This window comes from Achromobacter sp. PD1 (assembly GCF_048541815.1).
GTDB lineage: Bacteria > Pseudomonadota > Gammaproteobacteria > Burkholderiales > Burkholderiaceae_B > Achromobacter > Achromobacter bronchisepticus_A.
In genome coordinates this window covers 4,240,505-4,258,657 of record NZ_CP183349.1, presented here as the reverse complement: position 1 = coordinate 4,258,657, position 18,153 = coordinate 4,240,505, and the positions used below count along the sequence as shown (strand labels likewise).

Genomic DNA, 18,153 nt, shown 5'->3' with positions numbered 1-18,153 from the left:
GCCGGACCTGGTCAGTACAGGTCGCCGTCCACGTAGAACCACTGGCCGCCTTCGCGGACGAAGCGGCTGAGTTCGTGCAGACGGTGGGCGCGGCCGGCCTGGCGGCTGCGGGCGACGAATTCCACGGTGGCGTGTTCAGAGTCCTGGCTAGCTGTTTGCTTGATCGCCAGACCCAGCCACTTCAGGTCGGGCGGATTGGGTTCGAGCGCGCTGGGGCGGGTGCTGGGGTGCCAGGTCGCCAACAGATAGGGCAGCTTGTCCAGCACGAAGGCGCTGTAGCGCGAGCGCATCAGCGCCTCGGCGCTGGACGCCTGCAGGGCTTGCGGGCCTTCATGCCAGCGGCCGCAGCATTCGGAGTAGGGCTTGGGATTGCCGCAAGGACAGGCCGAGGCCGGGCGCTTGGAGGGTTTGGTCACGATGCGAAAAGCCCAGGACGCTCAGGCCAGCAGATCGTTGTATTCAGGGTGCCGGCGGATATACGCGTCGGCGTACGAGCACAAGGGCCGCACCTTCCAACCCCGGGCGCGCGCATCGTCCAGCGCGTACTGGGTCAACGCCGCGGCGATGCCGCGGCCGCCTACCTGGCTAGGCACGCCGGTGTGCGTGATCGCCATGGTGTTGTCTTGCAACTGGTAGTCGAGCACGCATAGAACGCCATCGACGGTGGCGGTGTAGCGGGAAAGCGAACTGTCGTGTGTGACGGAGATCATTCGGAGGAGTCCTGCTATGGAAGTGGGCAGGCGGCGTTGCCTGCCGGTTGCGGAGGATGCCGGCCGTTTGGCCTGAACCGGGCTGCAGCCCGGGTTCAGCGTTGCAGCACTTTCAGCAGCGCGGTCAATTGCGCATCGCGCGTCTGCACCAAGTCGGCGATGCTGCGCTCGCCGGCTTCGGCGTTGACGCCTGCGATCAGGCGCTGCTGCAGGTCTGGGGTGACTTCAGGTGCGCCAAGATCGTCCCACCAGGTTTGGACTGGGCCCAGCAAGTGATCCATGAAGTTTGCCAGCCCGCCCGCCCCGCCGCCCAGATTGAAGGTCATGTGCGGGCCGAACAACGCCCAGCGCAGGCCCGGGCCTTGCGACACGGCGGCGTCGATGTCGGCCACGCTGGCGACGTTCTCGGCCGCCAGGTGTATCGCTTCGCGCCACAGGGCCGCCTGCAGCCGGTTGGCGATGTGGCCGGGGACTTCCTTGTTCAAGCGGATGGGGTACTTGCCCAGGCCGCGGTAGAAGGCGATGCAACGATCGATGGTGTCGGCCGAGGTCTGTTCGCCGCCTACCACTTCGACCAGCGGAATCAGGTGCGGCGGATTGAACGGATGCCCGATGACGAAGCGCGAGGCATGGCGGCACTGCGATTGCAGGCGGCTCATGATGAGGCCGGACGAGCTGGATGCGACGATGACCTGCGGCGGCAGCACGGCGTCCATGCGCGCAAAGAGCGTGGTCTTGAAGTCTTCGCGCTCGGGCGCGTTTTCCTGCACGAAGTCTGCGCCGGCCAGCGCAGCCTCCAGGTCCGGTTCGAAGCGCAGCGCCTCGGCAGAGGCGCCGGGCAGCACGTGTCCGAGTTCCGCCAGCACGGGCCATGCCGCTTGCACGCGGGCGCGCGTCAGCGCTTCGGCGTCGGTGGCGGGATCGCTGACCACGACCTCAAGGCCGCGAGCGAGGAACAGCGCAGCCCAACTGGCGCCTATGGTGCCTGCGCCGACAATGGCGACGCGGCGGATGGCGGGCGGGTTGGACGTGGCAGGGCTGGACATGCGGGTCTCCTGTGAGCACGGATAGGAGCATTGTGAAGCAAACGCCGACTGGTTGCCACGCACAGGGCGCGCGGGCAAGATAGCGGCTCTCTTCGACCTGCAGAATCCAGGAGTTCAGCATGAACGCGACGCCAGCCTCCCGATCCGCCGTGCCGTATTTTTGCCAATGGGAGTCGGCGCATCTGGCCAGCGAAATCATCCAGGGCAAGCTGGCCCTGGCCGATGATCCGGCCTGGCGGGGCTCGGGCGCGCGCGACGTGGATGAGTACGCGCGCTGGGCCAGCCATGTCTGCGGCATGGCCTGCCTGAAGATGGTGCTGGCTGCGCGCGACGGGCGGCATTATCCGACGCTGGAGCTGGCGCGGGGCAGCCTGCCTTACGGCGCCTATACCGTGGAAGGCGAACAGATCAAGGGCATGATCTACGCGCCGTTCGTGCGCTACGTGGACGAGGCATTCGGCCTGGCGGCGCGGGTGCATGTCGATCTGCGCGCGGAAGAACTGCCTGGCTTGATGGCGCAGGCCGCCTACTTCATGGCGTCCGTGCATCCCTGGATACGCTGGCCCGAGCGGCAACCGCCCAGGAAGGGCGGGCACCTGGTGCTGGTGACGCGTGCAACGGCGGACTCGGTGACCTTCCACAATCCTTCGGGCGAGCCGGGCACGCAGGCCGATGTCGAATTGCCGCTGGCCGTCTTCGACGAATTCTTCGCGGGGCGCGGCGTGGCGATACTCCCGGCCGCGCACGCTTGAGCGCTGCGGCCTTCATGGCCTGTGACGGCCGCCGCCTCGCCCGCGTTCAGGCGTTGCGCGCGCGTTGCAGATAGCGCCATGCCAGCACGGCAGCGAGCAGATAGCCTGAGGTGATGACGACGTAGGCGGCGGGCAGGCTGGCGCTCCACTGCGGCAGCAGATGCAGAATGGTACCCATCAGCGCGACGCCTACCAGCGCGCCCGATTGGCGGTTGGCATTCAGGGCGGCGGCGGCGCTGTTGGCGTGGCCCTTGCCCGATACCTGCATGACCACGCTGGTCATGGCGGGGACGGCGACGCCCACGCCCAGATTGGCCACTGCGACGATGATGGCGAACGGCCAGTAGGCCATGTCTGGCGAGAACATGACGATCCCCGCGGCGCTCATGGCCGCGGCCAGCGACACCCCGCCCAGCAGCGCTGTCGACACGTTCCAGCGCGCCGACACCCGGCTGGACAGCAGATTTCCCAAGGAAAATACGGCCAGCATGGGTACCAGCTGCAGGCCGGTCTCCAGGGCATCCGCGCCGCGCGCATGCTGCAGAAACAGGCTGAGCAAGAACAGCTGGCCGTAGGCTGCCAGATTGATCAGAAAGCCGACGCCGTTGGCGGCCGCGAATTGCGGGGTTGCGAACAGGACGCGCGGGATGATGGGGTCGGCATGGCGGCGCTCGCGCCGCACCAGCAACAGGGCAGCGGCCGCGCACAGGGCAATCGTGACCAGGATGGGGTTGGAGGACCAGCCATAGGCATTGCCCTGGATCAGCACGAAGCACAGCGAGGACAAGGCGATCACGCCCAGCAGGTGGCTCAGCGGATTGAGTGCGCGCGGGCGGCGTGGGGCCGCCTGGATGCGGCGGCGCGCCAGCCACAAGCCGCCCAGCCCCAACGGGATGTTGATGAGGAAGATCCCGCGCCAGCCGAATTGGTGGATCAGCACGCCGCCCAGGAGCGGGCCGGCGGCGCCCGCCACCGCCACGATGGCGGACCAGGCGGCCAGCATGCGGTTGCGCACCTGATCGTCGTCGTAGGCATGGGTCAGCAGGCTGAGGGAGCTGGGCATGAACAGGGCAGCGCCCAGCCCTTGCAGCATGCGGGCCAGGATCAGCATGTCGGCGTTGGGCGCCAGGCCGCAGAGCAGGGACGCCAGGGTGAAGACGCCCAAGCCGGCCAGATAGATCGTCTTGGCGCCATAGCGGTCGGCCAGCGCGCCGGCCACCAGCAGCAGGGCCGCGAAAGTGAGGGTGTAGCCATCCACGATCCAGACCAGGTCCGTCAGGGGGACGGTGAACTGCACCGCGATGCTGGGCAAGGCGACGTTGACGACGGTGACGTCCAGCATGGCCATGACGAATCCGATGGCCAGCGTGACAAGCGGCAGCAGGCCGGCCGCGGCGGGTCTGGCGGCCAGCGAGGGCGCGGAGAGGTTGGGGCAGGCGGAACTCATGGCTGGTGGTATGGCAGGGCTGTCGAGGACTGAAGCTTAGACCTGCGCTTTGATGCAAAAAAGCCGAATAATTGCTTTACAGTGATGCAAAAATGCATAGATGGAGAGATCGCCATGGACTGGGACAATGCCAGGATCTTCCTGGCCATCTACCGGGTAGGAACCTTGCGGGGCGCCGCCGCGCTGCTGCAGATCGACCAGGCCACCGCCGGGCGCAGACTGGCGGCGCTGGAGTCCTCGCTGGATGCGCGTCTGTTCCTGCGCACGCCGGGCGGATACGTGCCCACGGCGGCCGGCGAACTGGCGTTCGCGGCTGCGGAACGCATGGAGCAGGCGGCGGACCAATTGCAGCGCCAGATGCAGGGGCTGGATCATCGCCTGTCCGGCGTGGTGCGCGTGGCGACCTCGGAAACCGTGGCCAGCTACTACATCATGGAAGCGGTGCGGCGCGTGCATGCCCAACACCCCGACATCCGCGTGGTGCTGTCCACGGCCATCCAGATCAGCAACCTGACGCGCCGCGAAGCCGACCTGGCGATACGGAACATCAAGCCGGACAATCCGGATCTGATCCACCGCCACCTGACGCGCAAGGAGGTCGGCCTGTACGCTTCGCGGGCCTACCTGGCCGCGCATGGCGAGCCGCGGCCGGGCACGGCGTTCGCGGGCCACACGCTGGTGACGTACCAGCAGGCGGTGCTGCCGGGATGGTCCGATACCTTCTGCGGCGAACCCACGGGCAACGGCCGCATCGGCATGGAGCTGAACTCCGGCCTGATGATTCTCGAAGCGGTCGCGGCCGGGCTGGGCATCGGCGAGGTGCCTACGCACATGGCGCCCGGATATCCGGAGCTGGTACGCATCTGGCCGACGCGCAGCGAACCCTACGACCTGTGGCTGGTGATGCACGGCGACCTGAACCGCACGGCCCGCGTGCGCGCCGTGGCCGACGCAATAGTCGAGGTCTTCGAAGAAGACGAGTAGCGTTCCTGGCCGGGGGCGGCTTGTGGGCAGGCGCGGCAGGCGCTAAGGTTTGCCTGATCCTTCAATGCAACCATGATTCAGGAGTCGCGCGTGTCCGATCTTTGGCGTTTGTCCGCAGTTGAGCTTGCCGCCCGCATCCGCAAGCGCGAGGTGTCCGCCCGCGAGGCCGCGCAAAGCGCGCTGGGCCGGTTGGATGCCGTCAATCCCGCGATCAATGCCGTGGTGGACCACCGCCCGGACGATGTGCTGGCCCAAGCGGCGCAAGTGGATGCGATGCTTGCGCGTGGCGAAGACCCGGGGCCGTTGGCTGGCGTGCCTGTCACGGTGAAGATCAACGTGGACCAGGCGGGTTACGCCACGACCAATGGCGTGAAGCTGCAGAAGGATTTGATCGCGGCGCAGAACAGCCCTGTCGTGGACAATCTGCTGCGCGCGGGGGCCGTGATCCTGGGCCGCACCAACACGCCCGCGTTTTCCTTGCGCTGGTTCACCGGCAATGCGCTGCATGGCGATACCTTGAACCCGCGCAATCCTGCGCTGACGCCCGGCGGCTCGTCGGGAGGCGCGGCAGCCGCGGTGGCGGCCGGCATCGGGCATCTGGCGCATGGCACGGATATCGCCGGCTCCATCCGTTATCCGGCCTATGCTTGCGGCGTGCACGGCCTGCGGCCGTCCCTGGGACGCGTGGCGGCCTACAACGCCGCGCTGCCGGAACGCTCGATCGGCGGCCAGTTGACCGCGGTGTCCGGGCCCCTGGGGCGCAGCATCGCCGACCTGAGGCTGGGCCTGGCCGCGCTGGCGGCGCGGGATGCGCGCGATCCTTGGTGGGTGCCTGCTCCCCTGGTGGGAGCCGAGGCGCCGCGACGGGCCGCGCTGTGCCTGAATCCGGACGGCATGGACACCCAGCCCGCCGTGGTCAAGGCCTTGCAGGAAGCCGCGCGCCGGCTCAGCGAGGCAGGCTGGACGGTGGACACGCTGGATGCGGTGCCGCCGATGCAGGAGGCGGCGGACCTGCAGATCCGCATGTGGCTGGCCGATGGTTACGACGCCATGGTGGCCGCCGCCGAGAAAGAAGGGGATCGCGGCGCGCTGGTGGCGCTTGCAGGCCAGCGCGACAGGGCGGCCGGGGCCGACCTTGCCAGTTTTTCGGCCACGCTGACGCGGCGCGCCACGCTGACCCGCCTGTGGGAACAGTTCTTCGCCGAGTATCCCGTATTGTTGTTGCCCGTGTCGGCCGAGCTGCCGTTCCCGGACAAGCTCGACCTGCAAGGCGATGCCGCGTATGCGCGCGTCTGGCGCGCGCAGATGACGCAGATCGGCGTGCCGTTCATGGGTTTGCCGGGCCTGTCGGTGGCGATGGGGAGCGCGATGAGCGAGGCGGGCGCGAGCCCGGTCGGCGTGCAGGTGCTGGCGGGACGCTACCGCGAGGACCTGTGTCTGGATGTGGGGGAAATCATCGAGGCGGGCGCAGCGCCCATCGATATCGCGCAGCCAGCGGCCCGCTAGTCCGCGAGAGCGGACAAGGCGGGCATGGGACGCAAGCTCGGCGTACGGCCGGGCTAGGGCTTGCTGAACCGCAGGCGCAGGACGCCGAGGTCGCCGTAGGCGAGTTCCAGGTCGCGGTTGGCGGGTACGTCCAGGAAGCCGGCGTAGGAGCCGGTGATGACGTGCTGGCCGGCGCGCAGTCCCAGGCCCTGTTCGCGCAGGAAATTGGCCAGCCAGTAGAGCCCGGCCTTGGGGTGATCGTTCGGGTGGATGCCCGCGTGCTGCTCGGTTTCGACTCCGTCCACGGACAGCGTGATGCTCAAGGCGCCGGGCGCATCGTGCGGCGATGCGATGCGCGGACCCAGCACCAGGCCCTGATTGAACATATGGTCGGCCAGGAGCTCGGGCAGGCTGGCATGTTCCGGGGCTGCATAGCGGCAGCCCAGCACTTCCAGGGCCAGGCGCGCGCCGCCGATGGCCGCGTCCACGTCGGCTTCGGTGTAGGGCTCGGGGCGGGCGGGCAGGTCCCGCGCAATTTCGAACGCGATCTCGGGTTCGATGCGCACGGTCTCGGTCGGGGCCGCAACAGGGCCGGCTTCGGCGTAGGCGACGGTCGAGGCGTAGATCGGCGCGACCACGCTTTTCTCGGGCGTGGGCAACGCGCTCTTCCAGGCGCCGATGTCGTCCCGATGCTTCTCAAGCAGCAGCTGCGCGGTGCGTTGCTGCACGGCGAAGGCCTGGTTCAGCGATTGGGGGCGGCAGTCGGCGGGCAAGCGCGGGCCGGCGACGCCGGATTCGCGCGCGGCGACCAGATAGCGGGCAGCCTCGAGGCTGCCGGGATAGTCTTCGATTCTGATCTGCATGGGTTCAAGCTCCCAGGAACAGCATGATCCAAAGGACGATCATGGCGATCAGGCCGAGCCAGCACGAACCCCAGAAGCCGACGATCGGCCATTTCAGCGACAGCGGCGTCTTCTTCGGATCGACGTGGGTAAGCAGGTCGTTGGCGTTGCCGATCAGCCAGAAGCGCGTGCCGGGAAACATCAGGCGGAAGAAATAATCCAGCATGATGGACGCCTGGATCGCCAGCGGATACTGGTTGAACGGGCGGTGCTGCAGGTACGGGTGCTTCAGCGCGGCGTTGATCTGCTTGCTCTTGAAGAACAGCACGATGCCGCTGAGCGTGCACGTGATGAAGCACAGCAGGAAGAGGCTGAAGGCCATGGCCATCGCGGGTGAGTACATGGGGATCTCAGGAAGACGCGGCGCGCCGCGTTCGGATGAAAAGAAAGCCTGCGGAAAATCGCTGACCGTATTGTAGAAGGCTTGCCGCGGCCCCGTGTTCAGGGCCGCGTCAGTCTGCGCGCAGCGCGGCGCCTTGGGGTCAGCCGCGCACCTGGCCTTCGCCGCTGAGCACCCACTTCAGCGTGGTCAGGCCTTCCAGGCCGACCGGGCCGCGCGCGTGCAGGCGGTTCGTGGAGATGCCGATCTCGGCGCCCAGGCCGTATTCGAAGCCGTCCGCAAAGCAGGTCGGCAGGTTGACGTATACCGAGCTGGAGTCGACCTCGCGCTGGAAGCGTTGCGCGGCGGACAGGTCCTCGGTGACGATCGCGTCGGTATGGCCGGAGCCCCAGCGCGCGATGTGTTCGATGGCGTCGTCCAGCGTGTCGACGATGCGCACCGCCAGGATGGGACCCAGGTATTCGGTGGCCCAGTCTTCTTCCGTGGCCGGCTTGGCGTGCGGCAGCAGGGCCAGCGTGCGCGGGCAGCCGCGCAATTCGACGCCATGTTCGGTGAGGGCCGCGGCCAGGCTGGGCAAGATGGAAACGGCGGCGACCGCGTCGACCAGCAGCGTTTCCATGGCGCCGCAGATGCCGTAGCGATAGGTCTTGGCATTGAAGGCGATGGCGTGCGCCTTGTCCGGATCGGCCGCCGCGTCGATATAGACGTGGCAGTTGCCGTCCAGGTGCTTGATGAGCGGCACGCGGGCCTCCTGCGACAGGCGGGCGATCAGGCCCTTGCCGCCGCGCGGCACGATGACGTCGATGTGCTCGGTCATGGTGATGAGCTTGCCGACGGCGGCCCGGTCGGCCGTGGCGACGACCTGCACCGCGTCTTGCGGCAGGCCCGCGGCGGCCAGGCCAGTCTGCACGATGCGCCCCAGCGCGATGTTGGAATGCAGGGCTTCGCTGCCGCCGCGCAGGATGGCGGCGTTGCCGGACTTCAGGCACAGCGCGGCCGCGTCGATGGTCACGTTGGGACGCGATTCGTAGATGATGCCGATCACGCCCAGCGGCACGCGCATCTGCGCCACGCGCATGCCGTTGGGGCGCACGCTGGTGGCGGTGATGCTGCCGATGGGATCAGGCAGGGCGGCGATCTGGCGCAGGCCCTCGGCCATATGCGCCAGCGTCTTGTCCGACAGCGTCAGGCGGTCCAGCAGCGCCGGCTCCAGGCCGTTGCTGCGGGCTGCGGCCAGGTCTTTCTCGTTGGCGGCCTTGAGTTCGTCGTGGCTGGCGGCCAGGGCGTCGGCCATGGCCAGCAGGGCCTGGTTCTTGGCGGCGCCGGTGGCGCGCATCATGGCGCGCGAGGCGCGTCGGGCGTTTTCGCCCAGGGTGAGCATGGCTTGTTCGATGGAGGACGTGGACATGGCAGCGTCGATCATGAGAATGGGGCGGCGCGGACGCCGCCTGGAGATTCAGTGTATATCCGGCCGCTAGGCCGGGCGAACTCCAGCCGCAGGGCCGGAGGGAGAGGCGAAGGCGGCGGCTATGCCGCCTTCACGGTCGTCCGCCCGCGGCGGCGACGCGCAGCGCGAGCCGCGTCATTTCTTCCCAGGGATCGGACAGGCGTCCCGGCACCGACAGGCCCTTGATCAGGCGGTCGACCTCATGGGCATGCTGCACGGCGGCCGGCCACACGTTCGGCTGCACCCGGTTCAGCGCCTGCAGCGCCAGCCGTTCGTGCGCGCCGAAAATGCGCAGACGGCGCATCAGGCCGTTGACGTCCTGGCCCAGGGCGCGCGCTTCGGCGATGCGGGCCAGCAGGCGGATTTCCTCGCCGACCGCCCACAGCACCAGCGGCAGGGCTTCGCCTTCGGCGCGCAGGCCGTCGATCATGCGGATGGTGCGGCCGGTGTCGCCGGCGAGCATGGCGTCGCGCAAGCCGAAGACGTCGTAGCGCGCGACGTTCAGCACCGCGCGCTCCACGTCCTCCGCGGCCAGTTGGCCTTCGGGGTAGAGCAGGCCCAGTTTCTGGATTTCCTGGTGCGCGGCCAGCAGATTGCCTTCCACCTTGTCGGCCATCCATTGCAGGGTGGCGCCGTCGGCGCGCTGGTTCTGGCGCGCCAGCCGCATGCCGACCCAGGCGGGCAGGCGGCCGCGTTCGATGTTGGCGATATCGACCATCATGCCGCCGCGGCTCAGGGCTTGCACCCAGCGGCTTTCGCGGGTGGCCTTGTCCAGGCGGGGCAGGGCGATCAGCACGAGCGTGTCCGGATCCGCCTGCTTCTCGGCCTGTTCGGCCAGCTTGGTCAGGGTGTCGGCGCCGGATTTGCCGGGCTTGCCCGTCGGGATCTTGATTTCAAGGATGCGGCGGTCGCCGAACAGCGACACGCTTTGCGTGGCGGCGGTGACCGAACTCCAGTCGCTGCGCGCGTCCATCACCATGGACAGGCGGTCGGTGTAGCCCGCGTTGCGGGCCGCCGCGCGCAGGGCGTCCACGGCCTCGGTCACGAGCAGGGGTTCGTCGCCCGAAACCGTATAGAGCGGCGCCAGGCGGTTGCCTGGCCGCTGCAGGTGCTCGGCCAGGCGATCCGCGTCCAGGGGCTGTGCCATTTAACGCAGGATGGCCGGGTCGGTGGTGGACGGCGTCTGCCACGGTGTGGGCGTGCGCTTTTGATCCGGCGTGGTCGGGTCGTACAGCGGGGTCTCGCCGTCTTCCGCGCGCTCTTCGGCATTTTCGAATGCGTGGCGCACTTCCGGCGCGGTCATGCGGCGCAGCAGGCGGGATACGAGGTCGCGCTGCATGGCCCGGTACAGCGTTTCGATCTGGCCTTGCTTGGCCTGCACGACCTGGTCGTCATAGGGCATTTCGCGGTAGATCGACAGCGTGGTGTCCGGGATCAGGGCGCGGCCCTTGGCGTCGATGAGGCGGAACGTGTAGTTGATGCCGAGTTCGTATTCCTCGACGCGGCCCTGGGCGTTCAGCGACACCTCCCGCAGAGTGCGGGTGTCGGCCACTTGCTGCAGGATGGCCTGCGCCTCCTTGGGCGTGGACACGATCTTGGTGTCCGGCGAGGCCGCGCGCAGCGCACGGCGCACGTCGGCGCCGAACTGCGTGGTGTCGGGAATGCCGACATACAAGGTGTCGAACGGCATCGGCGTGACGCCCCGCAAGGCGAAGCCGCAAGCGGAGAGCAGCATGAACAGCGCCAGGCAGGCGCCGCGCAGCAGCCAGGACTGGCGGGGGGAATGCGTTTGTTGCCCGGCGAAGTGCATGCTTGACCTCATCAGCCTACGACGTTGACCAGTTTGCCCGGAACCACGATGACGCGCTTGGGCGGACGGCCTTCCAGGAAGCGGGCGACCTCTTCCTGGGATGCCGCGAGCTTTTCGATGTCTTCCTTGGCGGCCTTGGCGGCCACGCGGATGGAGCCGCGCAGCTTGCCGTTGACCTGGAGCATCAGCTCGATCTCGTCGGCGACAAGCGCCGCCTCGTCCACGTGCGGCCAGGGCGCGTCGAGCAGGTCGCCCAGCTCGTGGGCGTAGCCCAGGTCGCGCCACAGGTGCCAGGTGATGTGCGGCACCACGGGATACAGCACGCGCAGCAGCACGCCCAGCGTTTCGGCGTAGGCGGCGTCCGCGGCCGCGCCTTCGGGCAGCTTGGCGTCGTCGATGGCGTTGAGCATCTTCATGCACGCCGACACGACGGTGTTGTACTGGATGCGCTGGTAGTCGTAGTCGGCTTGCTTGAGCAGGCCGTAGACTTCGCGGCGCAGATCCTTGACCGGAGCCGGCGCCTGCGCCCAATCGGCGCCATGGGCCAGGCCGCGCGCGATGGCCTCGCGCTGGCCGTAACTGATGGACCAGAGACGGCGCAGGAAGCGGTTGGAGCCTTCGACGCCGGAGTCCGACCATTCGAGGGTCTGTTCCGGGGGGCTGGCGAACATGACGAACAGGCGAGCCGTGTCCGCGCCCAGCGTGTCGATCAGCGATTGCGGATCGACGCCGTTGTTCTTGGACTTGGACATCGTGCCCACGCCGCCGTAGGTGATGGCGGAGCCGTCCGACTTCAGCTTGGCGCCGACGATGGCGCCGCGGTCGTCGTAGACGTTTTCGACGTCTTCCGGCCAGAAGTACTCGATGCCGCCCTGCGGCGTCTTGCGCGAGTAGATATGGTTCAGCACCATGCCCTGGCACAGCAGCTTGGTGAAGGGCTCGTCGAAGTTGAGCAAGCCCATGTCGCGCATGACCTTGGTCCAGAAGCGGGCGTACAGCAGGTGAAGCACCGCGTGCTCGATGCCGCCGATGTACTGGTCCATCGGCATCCAGTAGTCATTGCGCGCGTCGACCATGGCCTGGTCGTTGCCCGGCGAGGTATAGCGCATGAAATACCAGGACGAGTCCACGAAGGTGTCCATCGTGTCCGTTTCACGGCGCGCCGGTTTGCCGCATTTGGGGCAGGAGCAGGACAGGAAAGCCTCGTTCTTGGCCAGCGGGTTGCCGCTGCCGTCCGGGATGAGGTCGTCGGGCAGGACCACCGGCAGGTCCTTTTCCGGCACCGGGACCGGGCCGCAATCCGCGCAGTGGATGATGGGGATGGGGGTGCCCCAATAGCGTTGGCGCGAGATGCCCCAGTCGCGCAGGCGCCAGGTGGTTTGCTTTTCGCCCAGCCCTTGCGCGCCCAGGTCGACGGCGATGGCGTCGACCGCTTCCTTGTGGGAGAGGCCGTCGTACTTGCCGGAATTGATGGTGCGGCCGGCCTGCTTGTCGCCGTACCACTCCTGCCAGGCGTTGGTGGAGTATTCCTTGCCCGCCACGTCCACGACCTGCACGATGGGCAGGTCATATTTCTTGGCGAAGGCGAAGTCGCGCTCGTCATGCGCCGGCACGCCCATCACGGCGCCATCGCCGTAGGTCATGAGCACGTAGTTGCCGACCCAGACCTGGACTTCGGCGCCCGTGACCGGATGCGTGACGTACAGGCCCGTGGGCATGCCTTCCTTTTCGCGCGTGGCCATTTCGGCCTCGGTCGTGCCGCCCAGCTTGCATTGCTCGATGAACGCGGCCAGTTGCGGATTGGAGAGGGCGGCCTGCGTGGCCAGGGGGTGTTCCGGCGCCACGGCGCAGAAGGTCACGCCCATGATGGTGTCGGCGCGGGTGGTGAAGACGTACAGCTTGCCGTCCTGGATCAACTGGCCGTCCTGGCCGGCGATCTGGTGCGGGAAGGCGAAGCGCAGCCCCTCGGACTTGCCGATCCAGTTTTCCTGCATCAGGCGCACGCGCTCGGGCCAGCCGGGCAGGTCGTTCTGGACGGCGCCCAGCAGTTCGTCGGCGTAATCGGTGATGCGCAGGTAGTAGCCGGGGATCTCGCGCTTTTCGACCAGCGCGCCCGAGCGCCAGCCGCGGCCGTCGATGACCTGTTCGTTGGCCAGCACGGTCTGGTCCACCGGGTCCCAGTTGACGACCTGGGTCTTGCGGTAGGCGACGCCCTTTTCCAGCATCTTGAGGAACAGCCACTGGTTCCACTTGTAATACTGGGGATCGCAGGCGCACATTTCGCGCGACCAGTCGATCGCCAAGCCCATCGCCTTCATCTGCTTCTTCATGTAGGCGATGTTGTCGTACGTCCACTTCGCCGGCGGCACCTTGGACTTGATGGCGGCGTTTTCCGCCGGCATGCCGAAGGCGTCCCAGCCCATGGGCATCAGAACGTTATAGCCGCGCATGCGCAGCTGGCGGGCCATCATGTCGTTGATGGTGTAGTTGCGCACGTGGCCCATGTGCAGCTTGCCGCTGGGGTAGGGCAGCATGGAGCAGGCGTAGAACTTCGGCTTTTCGGAGCCGTCGGCGTTCTTGGCGTGTTCGTGGACCAGGTAGACGTCGCGGGCCTGCCAGTCTTGGTGGGCGGCTGCTTCGACGGTATTGGGGAGGTAACGTTCCTGCATGGGCTCGTGCACGATGGCAAAAAAAGGGTGAGCCGCCTCGCCGCGCGGGCGCGGAGGCGGCCAAAACCCCTGATTATAGGAGGTGCTAGGCGCGGGCAGGGGACGGAGCCGTTTCGGGGATGCGCGCGCTGGGCGCAAGGGCGCCATAAGCCAGCGTAATCACCCCGAGAACGGCGCCCGCCGTGACCACGCCGGGCCAGCCAAAATGGGCGTACAGCCAGGACGATACCAGCGAACCGGATGCGCCGCCGATGAAGTAGCTGGTCATATAGCCGGCGGTCAGCCGGCTGCGCGCTTCGGGGCGCAGCCGGTAGAGGGCGCTGCTGTTGGTGACGTGCACGCCCTGGATCGCCAAGTCCTGCACCAGGATGCCGGCCAGCAAGGCCAGCACCGACACCTGGCCGAATGCGATCAGTCCCCAGGAACCCAGCAGCAACAGCAGTCCGACGCGGGTGGCCAGGTTGCCCAGGCCGCGGTCGGCCAGGCGGCCGAAGCGATTGGCGGCGTAGGCGCCGGCGGCGCCCGCCAAGCCGAACAGGCCGATGGTGGTGTTGCTGTATTGATAGGGCGGGCTGGCCAGCAGGAAGGTCAGCGGAGTCCACAGCATGCTGAAGGCCGCGAACAGCAGGCCGCCCAGCAGCGAACGGGCGCGGAACAGCGGTTCCTCGACGAACATGCGCAGGATGGAGCCCAGCAGGCGCGGATAGCTCAGCCCGGCCGGACTCTGGTGGCACGGCAGCAGGCGCCACAGGGCCGCGGACATGATCAGCATCAGGATGGCGGCCACCCAGTACACGGTGCGCCAACTGCCCACGTCGGCGAGCGCGCCGGCGACGGTGCGGGCCAGCAGGATGCCCAGCAGCAGTCCGCTCATGACGGTGCCCACGGCCTTGCCCCGCTCGTGCGGCGCGGCCAGCGTCGCGGCGAAAGGCACCAGGATCTGGGCCACCACGGACAGCATGCCCGTCAGCGCCGTGCCCAGGATCAGCACGCCGATGTTCGGGGCGAAGGCGGAAATCAGCAGTCCGCCCGAGGACAGCAGGTTCATCAGCACGATCAGGCTGCGCCGCTCGAACATGTCGCCCAGGGGCACGAGCAGCATCAGGCCCACCGCATAGCTCAGTTGCGCGGTGGTGACGATGCTGCCCGCCGTGGCGCTGGACAGCGAGAATTGCTCGCTGATCGTATGCAGCAGCGGCTGCGCGTAATAGTTGCTGGCGACGGCGAGGCCGGTGGCGACCGACATCAGCAGGAGGATGGGCGCGGTCAGGGCTGGCGTCTGGGAGGACTGGGTAGCGGAAGTCATGGATCTGGATCGGGGATGATGGCTGCGGAAGAAGGCCCGGCTCAGGCGCCGATGCCGCCAGGCGTTTCCTGGTCCTGCTTGATCAGCAGCTTCCTGAGGAGGCCGGCCAGTTGCTTGCGCTCGGCTGCGGACAGCGGTTCAAGCAGTTCGTTGAGGTCCTTCAGATAGTCCTTCAGCACCAGCTTGATGGTGCGCAAGCCCTCGGTAGTGAGCGACACGATGACGCCGCGCCGGTCTTCCGGATTGGGGCTGCGCGTGAGCAGGCCGGCCTGCTCCAGGCGGTCGAGCCGGTTGGTCATCGCGCCGGAGGTCAGCAGCAGGGCCTCCACCAGCTTCTGCGGATTCAGCGCGTAGGGCGAGCCGCTGCGGTACAGCGTGGCCAGCACGTCGAATTCGCCCTGGTGCAGGTCATAGTTGCGGAAGCTGCGGTTCACGTTGCGTGCCGCCAGCGCGTTCAGGCGGAATACGCGGGTGACGACGGACATGGCGGCGAAGTCCTGGGCGGGACATTCGGCAGTCCATTGCGAGATCACCAGATCGACGAGGTCATTCATGGGCTTGGGGATTTATTTTTACGTGAAGTATCTTAACATGAAGATAAATTGAGAGGGCAGGCCCATGCGCCGCACGCGCGCCGGCCGCAGCCCAAAAAAGAAGGGCCCGCCTCTTGCGAGGCGGGCCCTTCCGGCTTGACCGGAACTACGCGCGAATTACTGCGCGGCGTCCTTCAGCTTCTTGAGCGGGCGAACCTTCACCTTGACCGAAGCCGGCTTGGCGGGGAACCAGCGCTCTTCACCGGTGAACGGATCCTTGCCGAAGCGCTTGGCCTTGGCGGGAACCTTCTGCACGGCAACCTTGAACAGGCCGGGCAGCGTGAATTCGCCGGCGCCCTTCTTGTCCACGGAACCCAGCACCGAGGTTTCCAGGCTGGCCAGGACGGCCTTGACCGACTTGGCTTCAACGCCGGATTGCTCAACGATGTAGGCGATGAGCTGGGTCTTGTTCAGAGCAGCCTTGATGGCCTTGGGGGCAGCAGCGACCTTCTTGGCGGCGACGACCTTCTTGACGGCCGGCTTTGCAGCGGGCTTCACAGCGGGTTTGGCAGCAGTTGCCTTCTTTGCGGGCGCCTTGGCGGCGGGCTTGGTGACTTTCTTGGCAGGAGCTTTTGCTTTCGTGGCCATGGTCAAAATCCGTATGTTGAGGTCATGGAGCAGCGCGTGCCGGGTATCGGCGTTTGACGCTACGCGGCCGATGATAGCGGAAGAGTGGCGATTAATGCGGTTTTCTAGCGGGTTTTTGGCCCTTGTTTGTTGTTTTCGACACAGAAAGTGCTTTGTAGAAGGGCTCCAGCAAGATGTCGTGACATTCATCGCGCATCTTTTCAAATGCCTGCGGCACTGAACCAACTGCGTCGAGCGTGTTCCAATTGCGTGCCCTGCGCGAGACCCGCGCGGGAAAAACCAAGCATGGAAGCGAAGCAGTTATATGTTGATGAAGAAGTTGGCGGCGAGCCTGATCGTCGCGGCCGCGTGCATGTCGGGCGCCGTGGCGCAAACGGTGCCCGCGCCGGCCTTGTCGGCCAAGGCCTGGCTCTTGCTGGACGAGACCAGCGGACAGGTGATCGCGTCGCATGCGGCGACGACCCGCATCGAGCCAGCGTCCCTGACCAAGATCATGACGGCCTACGTGGTGTTCGAGGCGCTCAGCAAGAAAGAGCTGTCCGCGGCGCAAATGGTCACGGTGTCGACCCGCGCCTGGAAGGTGCCGGCGGGCAGCTCGAAGATGTTCCTGGAGCCGGGCTCGAAAGTGTCGGTGGACGATCTGTTGCGCGGCCTGATGATCCAATCGGGCAACGACGCGGCCATCGCGCTGGCCGAGGCCGTGTCGGGCAGCGTCGAGGCCTTCGTGGCGCGGATGAACGAAACCGCCGCCAGGCTCGGCCTGCACGCCACGCATTTCGCCAGCCCGCACGGCCTGCCGGATCCCGGGACCTACTCCACCGCCAGCGACCTGTCCGTGCTGGCCACGCGCTACATCCGCGACTTTCCCCAGCTCTACAAGACTTACGATTCGGCCAAGCATTTCACGTACAACAAGATCACGCAGCCGAACCGCAACCGCTTGCTGTGGCTGGATCCCAGCGTGGACGGCCTGAAGACCGGGCACACTGAATCGGCCGGCTTTTGCATTGTCGCCACCGCGCAGCGGCCCAACGGCGCTGACCAGCGCCGCCTCATCACGGTGGTGGTGGGCACGGCGTCGGACAAGCTGCGCACGCAGGAAAGCCGCGAGTTGCTGGAGTGGGGCTTTCAGGGGTTCAATACCATCAAGCTGTACGCGCGCGGCCAGGCGGTCGCCACGCCCGAGGTCTGGAAGGGCGAGCAGGACAGCCTGAAGGCCGGATTCGCGCGCGATGCGTACGTGACGGTGCCCGCGGGCGCCAAGGTCGAACCGGTCTGGACGCCGCAGGATCCGCTGATTGCGCCGATCGCGGCCCAGTCCGCAGTCGGCGCGGTGCGTGTGCTGGTGGACGGCAAACCCGCCATGCAGTTTCCGGTGGTGGCGCTGGAACCGGTGGCCGAGGCCGGATTCGCGGGACGCGCGTGGGATTCCATCCGCTTGTGGTGGCGTGGCCACGCCGGATAACGGAGGTGTGCGATGGCGGTGAGCTTTCCTGGAGGTCCGGCCCCGGCGCCGGGCGCGGATGATCCCTTGGCATTGCTGTCGGCCTGCCACGGCCGCATTTCCCGCCAGTGCGCGACCTTGGGACGCCTTGCCGCGCACCTGCCGGTGCATGGCAGCGACGCCGCGGCGCAAACCGCGGCGGCCAGCGTCATGCGCTACTTCGATACCGCGGCCGCGCACCACCACGAGGACGAGGAAGAGGACCTCTTCCCGGCCCTGATCGAGTCCATGGCCGGCTCCGACGCCGTCTGTCTGCACGCGCTGGTGGACGGTCTGGTGGCCGAGCACCGGCAGCTGGCGCAGCGCTGGGAGCCCTTGCGCCGGGTGCTCGCCGAGATCGCGGCGGGCCGCCAGGCCGATCTGCCCCCGGGGCAGGTGCAGGACTTCACCGATGCCTACGCCGCGCATATCCAGCGTGAAGAAAGCGAACTGCTGCCGATGGCGGCGCGGCTGATCCCGGACGATGCGCTGGCCGGCATCGGGCAGGCCATGAAGGCGCGACGCGGCGGCGAGGCCGGCTGAAGTTTCGGGCAACGCGGGGATTGGCGCTACGATGGCCGCAGCCGGCGC

Annotated in this window: 18 protein-coding genes; 5 read left to right on the top strand and 13 right to left on the bottom strand. The window is 67.3% G+C overall.

Going from position 1 to position 18,153, the window contains the following annotated elements; translation table 11 throughout:
* Nucleotides 1-11: 11 nt before the first annotated feature.
* From ACM1PE_RS20170 to ACM1PE_RS20160, 3 genes are all read right to left on the bottom strand, one after another.
* Nucleotides 12-416: a YchJ family protein gene (locus ACM1PE_RS20170; protein WP_419340774.1), complete on the bottom strand. Its 405-nt coding sequence runs from the start codon at nt 414-416 to the stop codon at nt 12-14.
* A 21-nt stretch (nt 417-437) separates the two neighbouring features.
* Nucleotides 438-710 carry a GNAT family N-acetyltransferase gene (locus tag ACM1PE_RS20165; protein ID WP_059371737.1) on the bottom strand — a complete coding sequence of 91 codons (273 nt, stop codon included), beginning with the start codon at nt 708-710 and terminating at the stop codon, nt 438-440.
* Nucleotides 711-805: 95 nt separating this feature from the next.
* Entirely contained in the window at nt 806-1,756 is a 951-nt protein-coding gene (locus ACM1PE_RS20160) for a 3-hydroxyacyl-CoA dehydrogenase NAD-binding domain-containing protein (protein ID WP_419340773.1), read from the bottom strand.
* 119 nt (nt 1,757-1,875) lie between these two features.
* Between ACM1PE_RS20160 and ACM1PE_RS20155 the strand changes: the two genes are divergently transcribed.
* Nucleotides 1,876-2,508 carry a hypothetical protein gene (locus ACM1PE_RS20155; protein WP_059371739.1) on the top strand — a complete coding sequence of 211 codons (633 nt, stop codon included), beginning with the start codon at nt 1,876-1,878 and terminating at the stop codon, nt 2,506-2,508.
* 46 nt (nt 2,509-2,554) lie between these two features.
* On the opposite strand, the gene ACM1PE_RS20150 is transcribed toward ACM1PE_RS20155, so the two are convergent.
* Complete coding sequence (locus ACM1PE_RS20150; protein WP_419340772.1) at nt 2,555-3,955, bottom strand: MFS transporter; 1,401 nt, start codon at nt 3,953-3,955, stop codon at nt 2,555-2,557.
* Nucleotides 3,956-4,069: 114 nt separating this feature from the next.
* Between ACM1PE_RS20150 and ACM1PE_RS20145 the strand changes: the two genes are divergently transcribed.
* The gene (locus ACM1PE_RS20145) at nt 4,070-4,939 is read left to right on the top strand and encodes a LysR family transcriptional regulator (protein ID WP_059371741.1); all 870 of its coding nucleotides are present in this window, start codon (nt 4,070-4,072) and stop codon (nt 4,937-4,939) included.
* A 90-nt stretch (nt 4,940-5,029) separates the two neighbouring features.
* Entirely contained in the window at nt 5,030-6,445 is a 1,416-nt protein-coding gene (locus ACM1PE_RS20140; protein ID WP_059372748.1) for an amidase family protein, read from the top strand.
* Nucleotides 6,446-6,498: 53 nt separating this feature from the next.
* Here the strand turns inward: ACM1PE_RS20140 and ACM1PE_RS20135 are convergent, their stop codons facing one another.
* The 9 genes from ACM1PE_RS20135 to ACM1PE_RS20095 form a co-directional block, all read right to left on the bottom strand.
* The gene (locus ACM1PE_RS20135; RefSeq protein ID WP_059371742.1) at nt 6,499-7,287 is read right to left on the bottom strand and encodes a fumarylacetoacetate hydrolase family protein; all 789 of its coding nucleotides are present in this window, start codon (nt 7,285-7,287) and stop codon (nt 6,499-6,501) included.
* Nucleotides 7,288-7,291: 4 nt separating this feature from the next.
* Nucleotides 7,292-7,669, bottom strand: a complete 378-nt coding sequence (locus tag ACM1PE_RS20130; protein ID WP_280016886.1) for a hypothetical protein — start codon at nt 7,667-7,669, stop codon at nt 7,292-7,294.
* A 139-nt stretch (nt 7,670-7,808) separates the two neighbouring features.
* Nucleotides 7,809-9,089 (bottom strand): glutamate-5-semialdehyde dehydrogenase, encoded by a 1,281-nt coding sequence (locus ACM1PE_RS20125; RefSeq protein WP_059371744.1) that lies wholly within the window; start codon nt 9,087-9,089, stop codon nt 7,809-7,811.
* 115 nt (nt 9,090-9,204) lie between these two features.
* A complete protein-coding gene (holA, locus tag ACM1PE_RS20120) occupies nt 9,205-10,260 on the bottom strand; it encodes a DNA polymerase III subunit delta (RefSeq protein WP_059371745.1) in 1,056 nt (351 codons plus the stop codon).
* Nucleotides 10,261-10,923 (bottom strand): LPS assembly lipoprotein LptE, encoded by a 663-nt coding sequence (gene lptE, locus ACM1PE_RS20115; protein ID WP_059371746.1) that lies wholly within the window; start codon nt 10,921-10,923, stop codon nt 10,261-10,263.
* Between the two features lie 11 nt (nt 10,924-10,934).
* Nucleotides 10,935-13,592 (bottom strand): leucine--tRNA ligase, encoded by a 2,658-nt coding sequence (leuS, locus tag ACM1PE_RS20110; protein ID WP_059371747.1) that lies wholly within the window; start codon nt 13,590-13,592, stop codon nt 10,935-10,937.
* An 85-nt stretch (nt 13,593-13,677) separates the two neighbouring features.
* Nucleotides 13,678-14,898 (bottom strand): MFS transporter, encoded by a 1,221-nt coding sequence (locus tag ACM1PE_RS20105; RefSeq protein WP_419340771.1) that lies wholly within the window; start codon nt 14,896-14,898, stop codon nt 13,678-13,680.
* A gap of 41 nt (nt 14,899-14,939) precedes the next feature.
* Entirely contained in the window at nt 14,940-15,452 is a 513-nt protein-coding gene (locus ACM1PE_RS20100; RefSeq protein ID WP_118934670.1) for a MarR family winged helix-turn-helix transcriptional regulator, read from the bottom strand.
* A 156-nt stretch (nt 15,453-15,608) separates the two neighbouring features.
* On the bottom strand, nt 15,609-16,079 hold the full coding sequence (locus tag ACM1PE_RS20095; protein WP_054451206.1) for an HU family DNA-binding protein: 471 nt from the start codon (nt 16,077-16,079) through the stop codon (nt 15,609-15,611).
* A gap of 304 nt (nt 16,080-16,383) precedes the next feature.
* Between ACM1PE_RS20095 and ACM1PE_RS20090 the strand changes: the two genes are divergently transcribed.
* Nucleotides 16,384-17,544: a D-alanyl-D-alanine carboxypeptidase family protein gene (locus ACM1PE_RS20090; RefSeq protein ID WP_118934668.1), complete on the top strand. Its 1,161-nt coding sequence runs from the start codon at nt 16,384-16,386 to the stop codon at nt 17,542-17,544.
* 12 nt (nt 17,545-17,556) lie between these two features.
* Nucleotides 17,557-18,105: a hemerythrin domain-containing protein gene (locus ACM1PE_RS20085; protein WP_118934666.1), complete on the top strand. Its 549-nt coding sequence runs from the start codon at nt 17,557-17,559 to the stop codon at nt 18,103-18,105.
* The last annotated feature ends 48 nt before the right edge of the window (nt 18,106-18,153 follow it).

What these genes read in the sequence shown, in the direction of transcription:
- ACM1PE_RS20125 (WP_059371744.1), bottom strand. Translation starts at nt 9,089, where the DNA reads ATGATCGACGCTGCCATGTCCACGTCCTCCATCGAACAAGCCATGCTC.
- holA (WP_059371745.1), bottom strand. Translation starts at nt 10,260, where the DNA reads ATGGCACAGCCCCTGGACGCGGATCGCCTGGCCGAGCACCTGCAGCGG.
- ACM1PE_RS20160 (WP_419340773.1), bottom strand. Translation starts at nt 1,756, where the DNA reads ATGTCCAGCCCTGCCACGTCCAACCCGCCCGCCATCCGCCGCGTCGCC.
- ACM1PE_RS20135 (WP_059371742.1), bottom strand. Translation starts at nt 7,287, where the DNA reads ATGCAGATCAGAATCGAAGACTATCCCGGCAGCCTCGAGGCTGCCCGC.
- ACM1PE_RS20155 (WP_059371739.1), top strand. Translation starts at nt 1,876, where the DNA reads ATGAACGCGACGCCAGCCTCCCGATCCGCCGTGCCGTATTTTTGCCAA.
- leuS (WP_059371747.1), bottom strand. Translation starts at nt 13,592, where the DNA reads ATGCAGGAACGTTACCTCCCCAATACCGTCGAAGCAGCCGCCCACCAA.
- ACM1PE_RS20085 (WP_118934666.1), top strand. Translation starts at nt 17,557, where the DNA reads ATGGCGGTGAGCTTTCCTGGAGGTCCGGCCCCGGCGCCGGGCGCGGAT.
- ACM1PE_RS20100 (WP_118934670.1), bottom strand. Translation starts at nt 15,452, where the DNA reads ATGAATGACCTCGTCGATCTGGTGATCTCGCAATGGACTGCCGAATGT.
- ACM1PE_RS20150 (WP_419340772.1), bottom strand. Translation starts at nt 3,955, where the DNA reads ATGAGTTCCGCCTGCCCCAACCTCTCCGCGCCCTCGCTGGCCGCCAGA.
- ACM1PE_RS20105 (WP_419340771.1), bottom strand. Translation starts at nt 14,898, where the DNA reads ATGACTTCCGCTACCCAGTCCTCCCAGACGCCAGCCCTGACCGCGCCC.
- ACM1PE_RS20130 (WP_280016886.1), bottom strand. Translation starts at nt 7,669, where the DNA reads ATGTACTCACCCGCGATGGCCATGGCCTTCAGCCTCTTCCTGCTGTGC.
- ACM1PE_RS20090 (WP_118934668.1), top strand. Translation starts at nt 16,384, where the DNA reads ATGTTGATGAAGAAGTTGGCGGCGAGCCTGATCGTCGCGGCCGCGTGC.
- ACM1PE_RS20095 (WP_054451206.1), bottom strand. Translation starts at nt 16,079, where the DNA reads ATGGCCACGAAAGCAAAAGCTCCTGCCAAGAAAGTCACCAAGCCCGCC.
- ACM1PE_RS20145 (WP_059371741.1), top strand. Translation starts at nt 4,070, where the DNA reads ATGGACTGGGACAATGCCAGGATCTTCCTGGCCATCTACCGGGTAGGA.
- lptE (WP_059371746.1), bottom strand. Translation starts at nt 10,923, where the DNA reads ATGCACTTCGCCGGGCAACAAACGCATTCCCCCCGCCAGTCCTGGCTG.
- ACM1PE_RS20165 (WP_059371737.1), bottom strand. Translation starts at nt 710, where the DNA reads ATGATCTCCGTCACACACGACAGTTCGCTTTCCCGCTACACCGCCACC.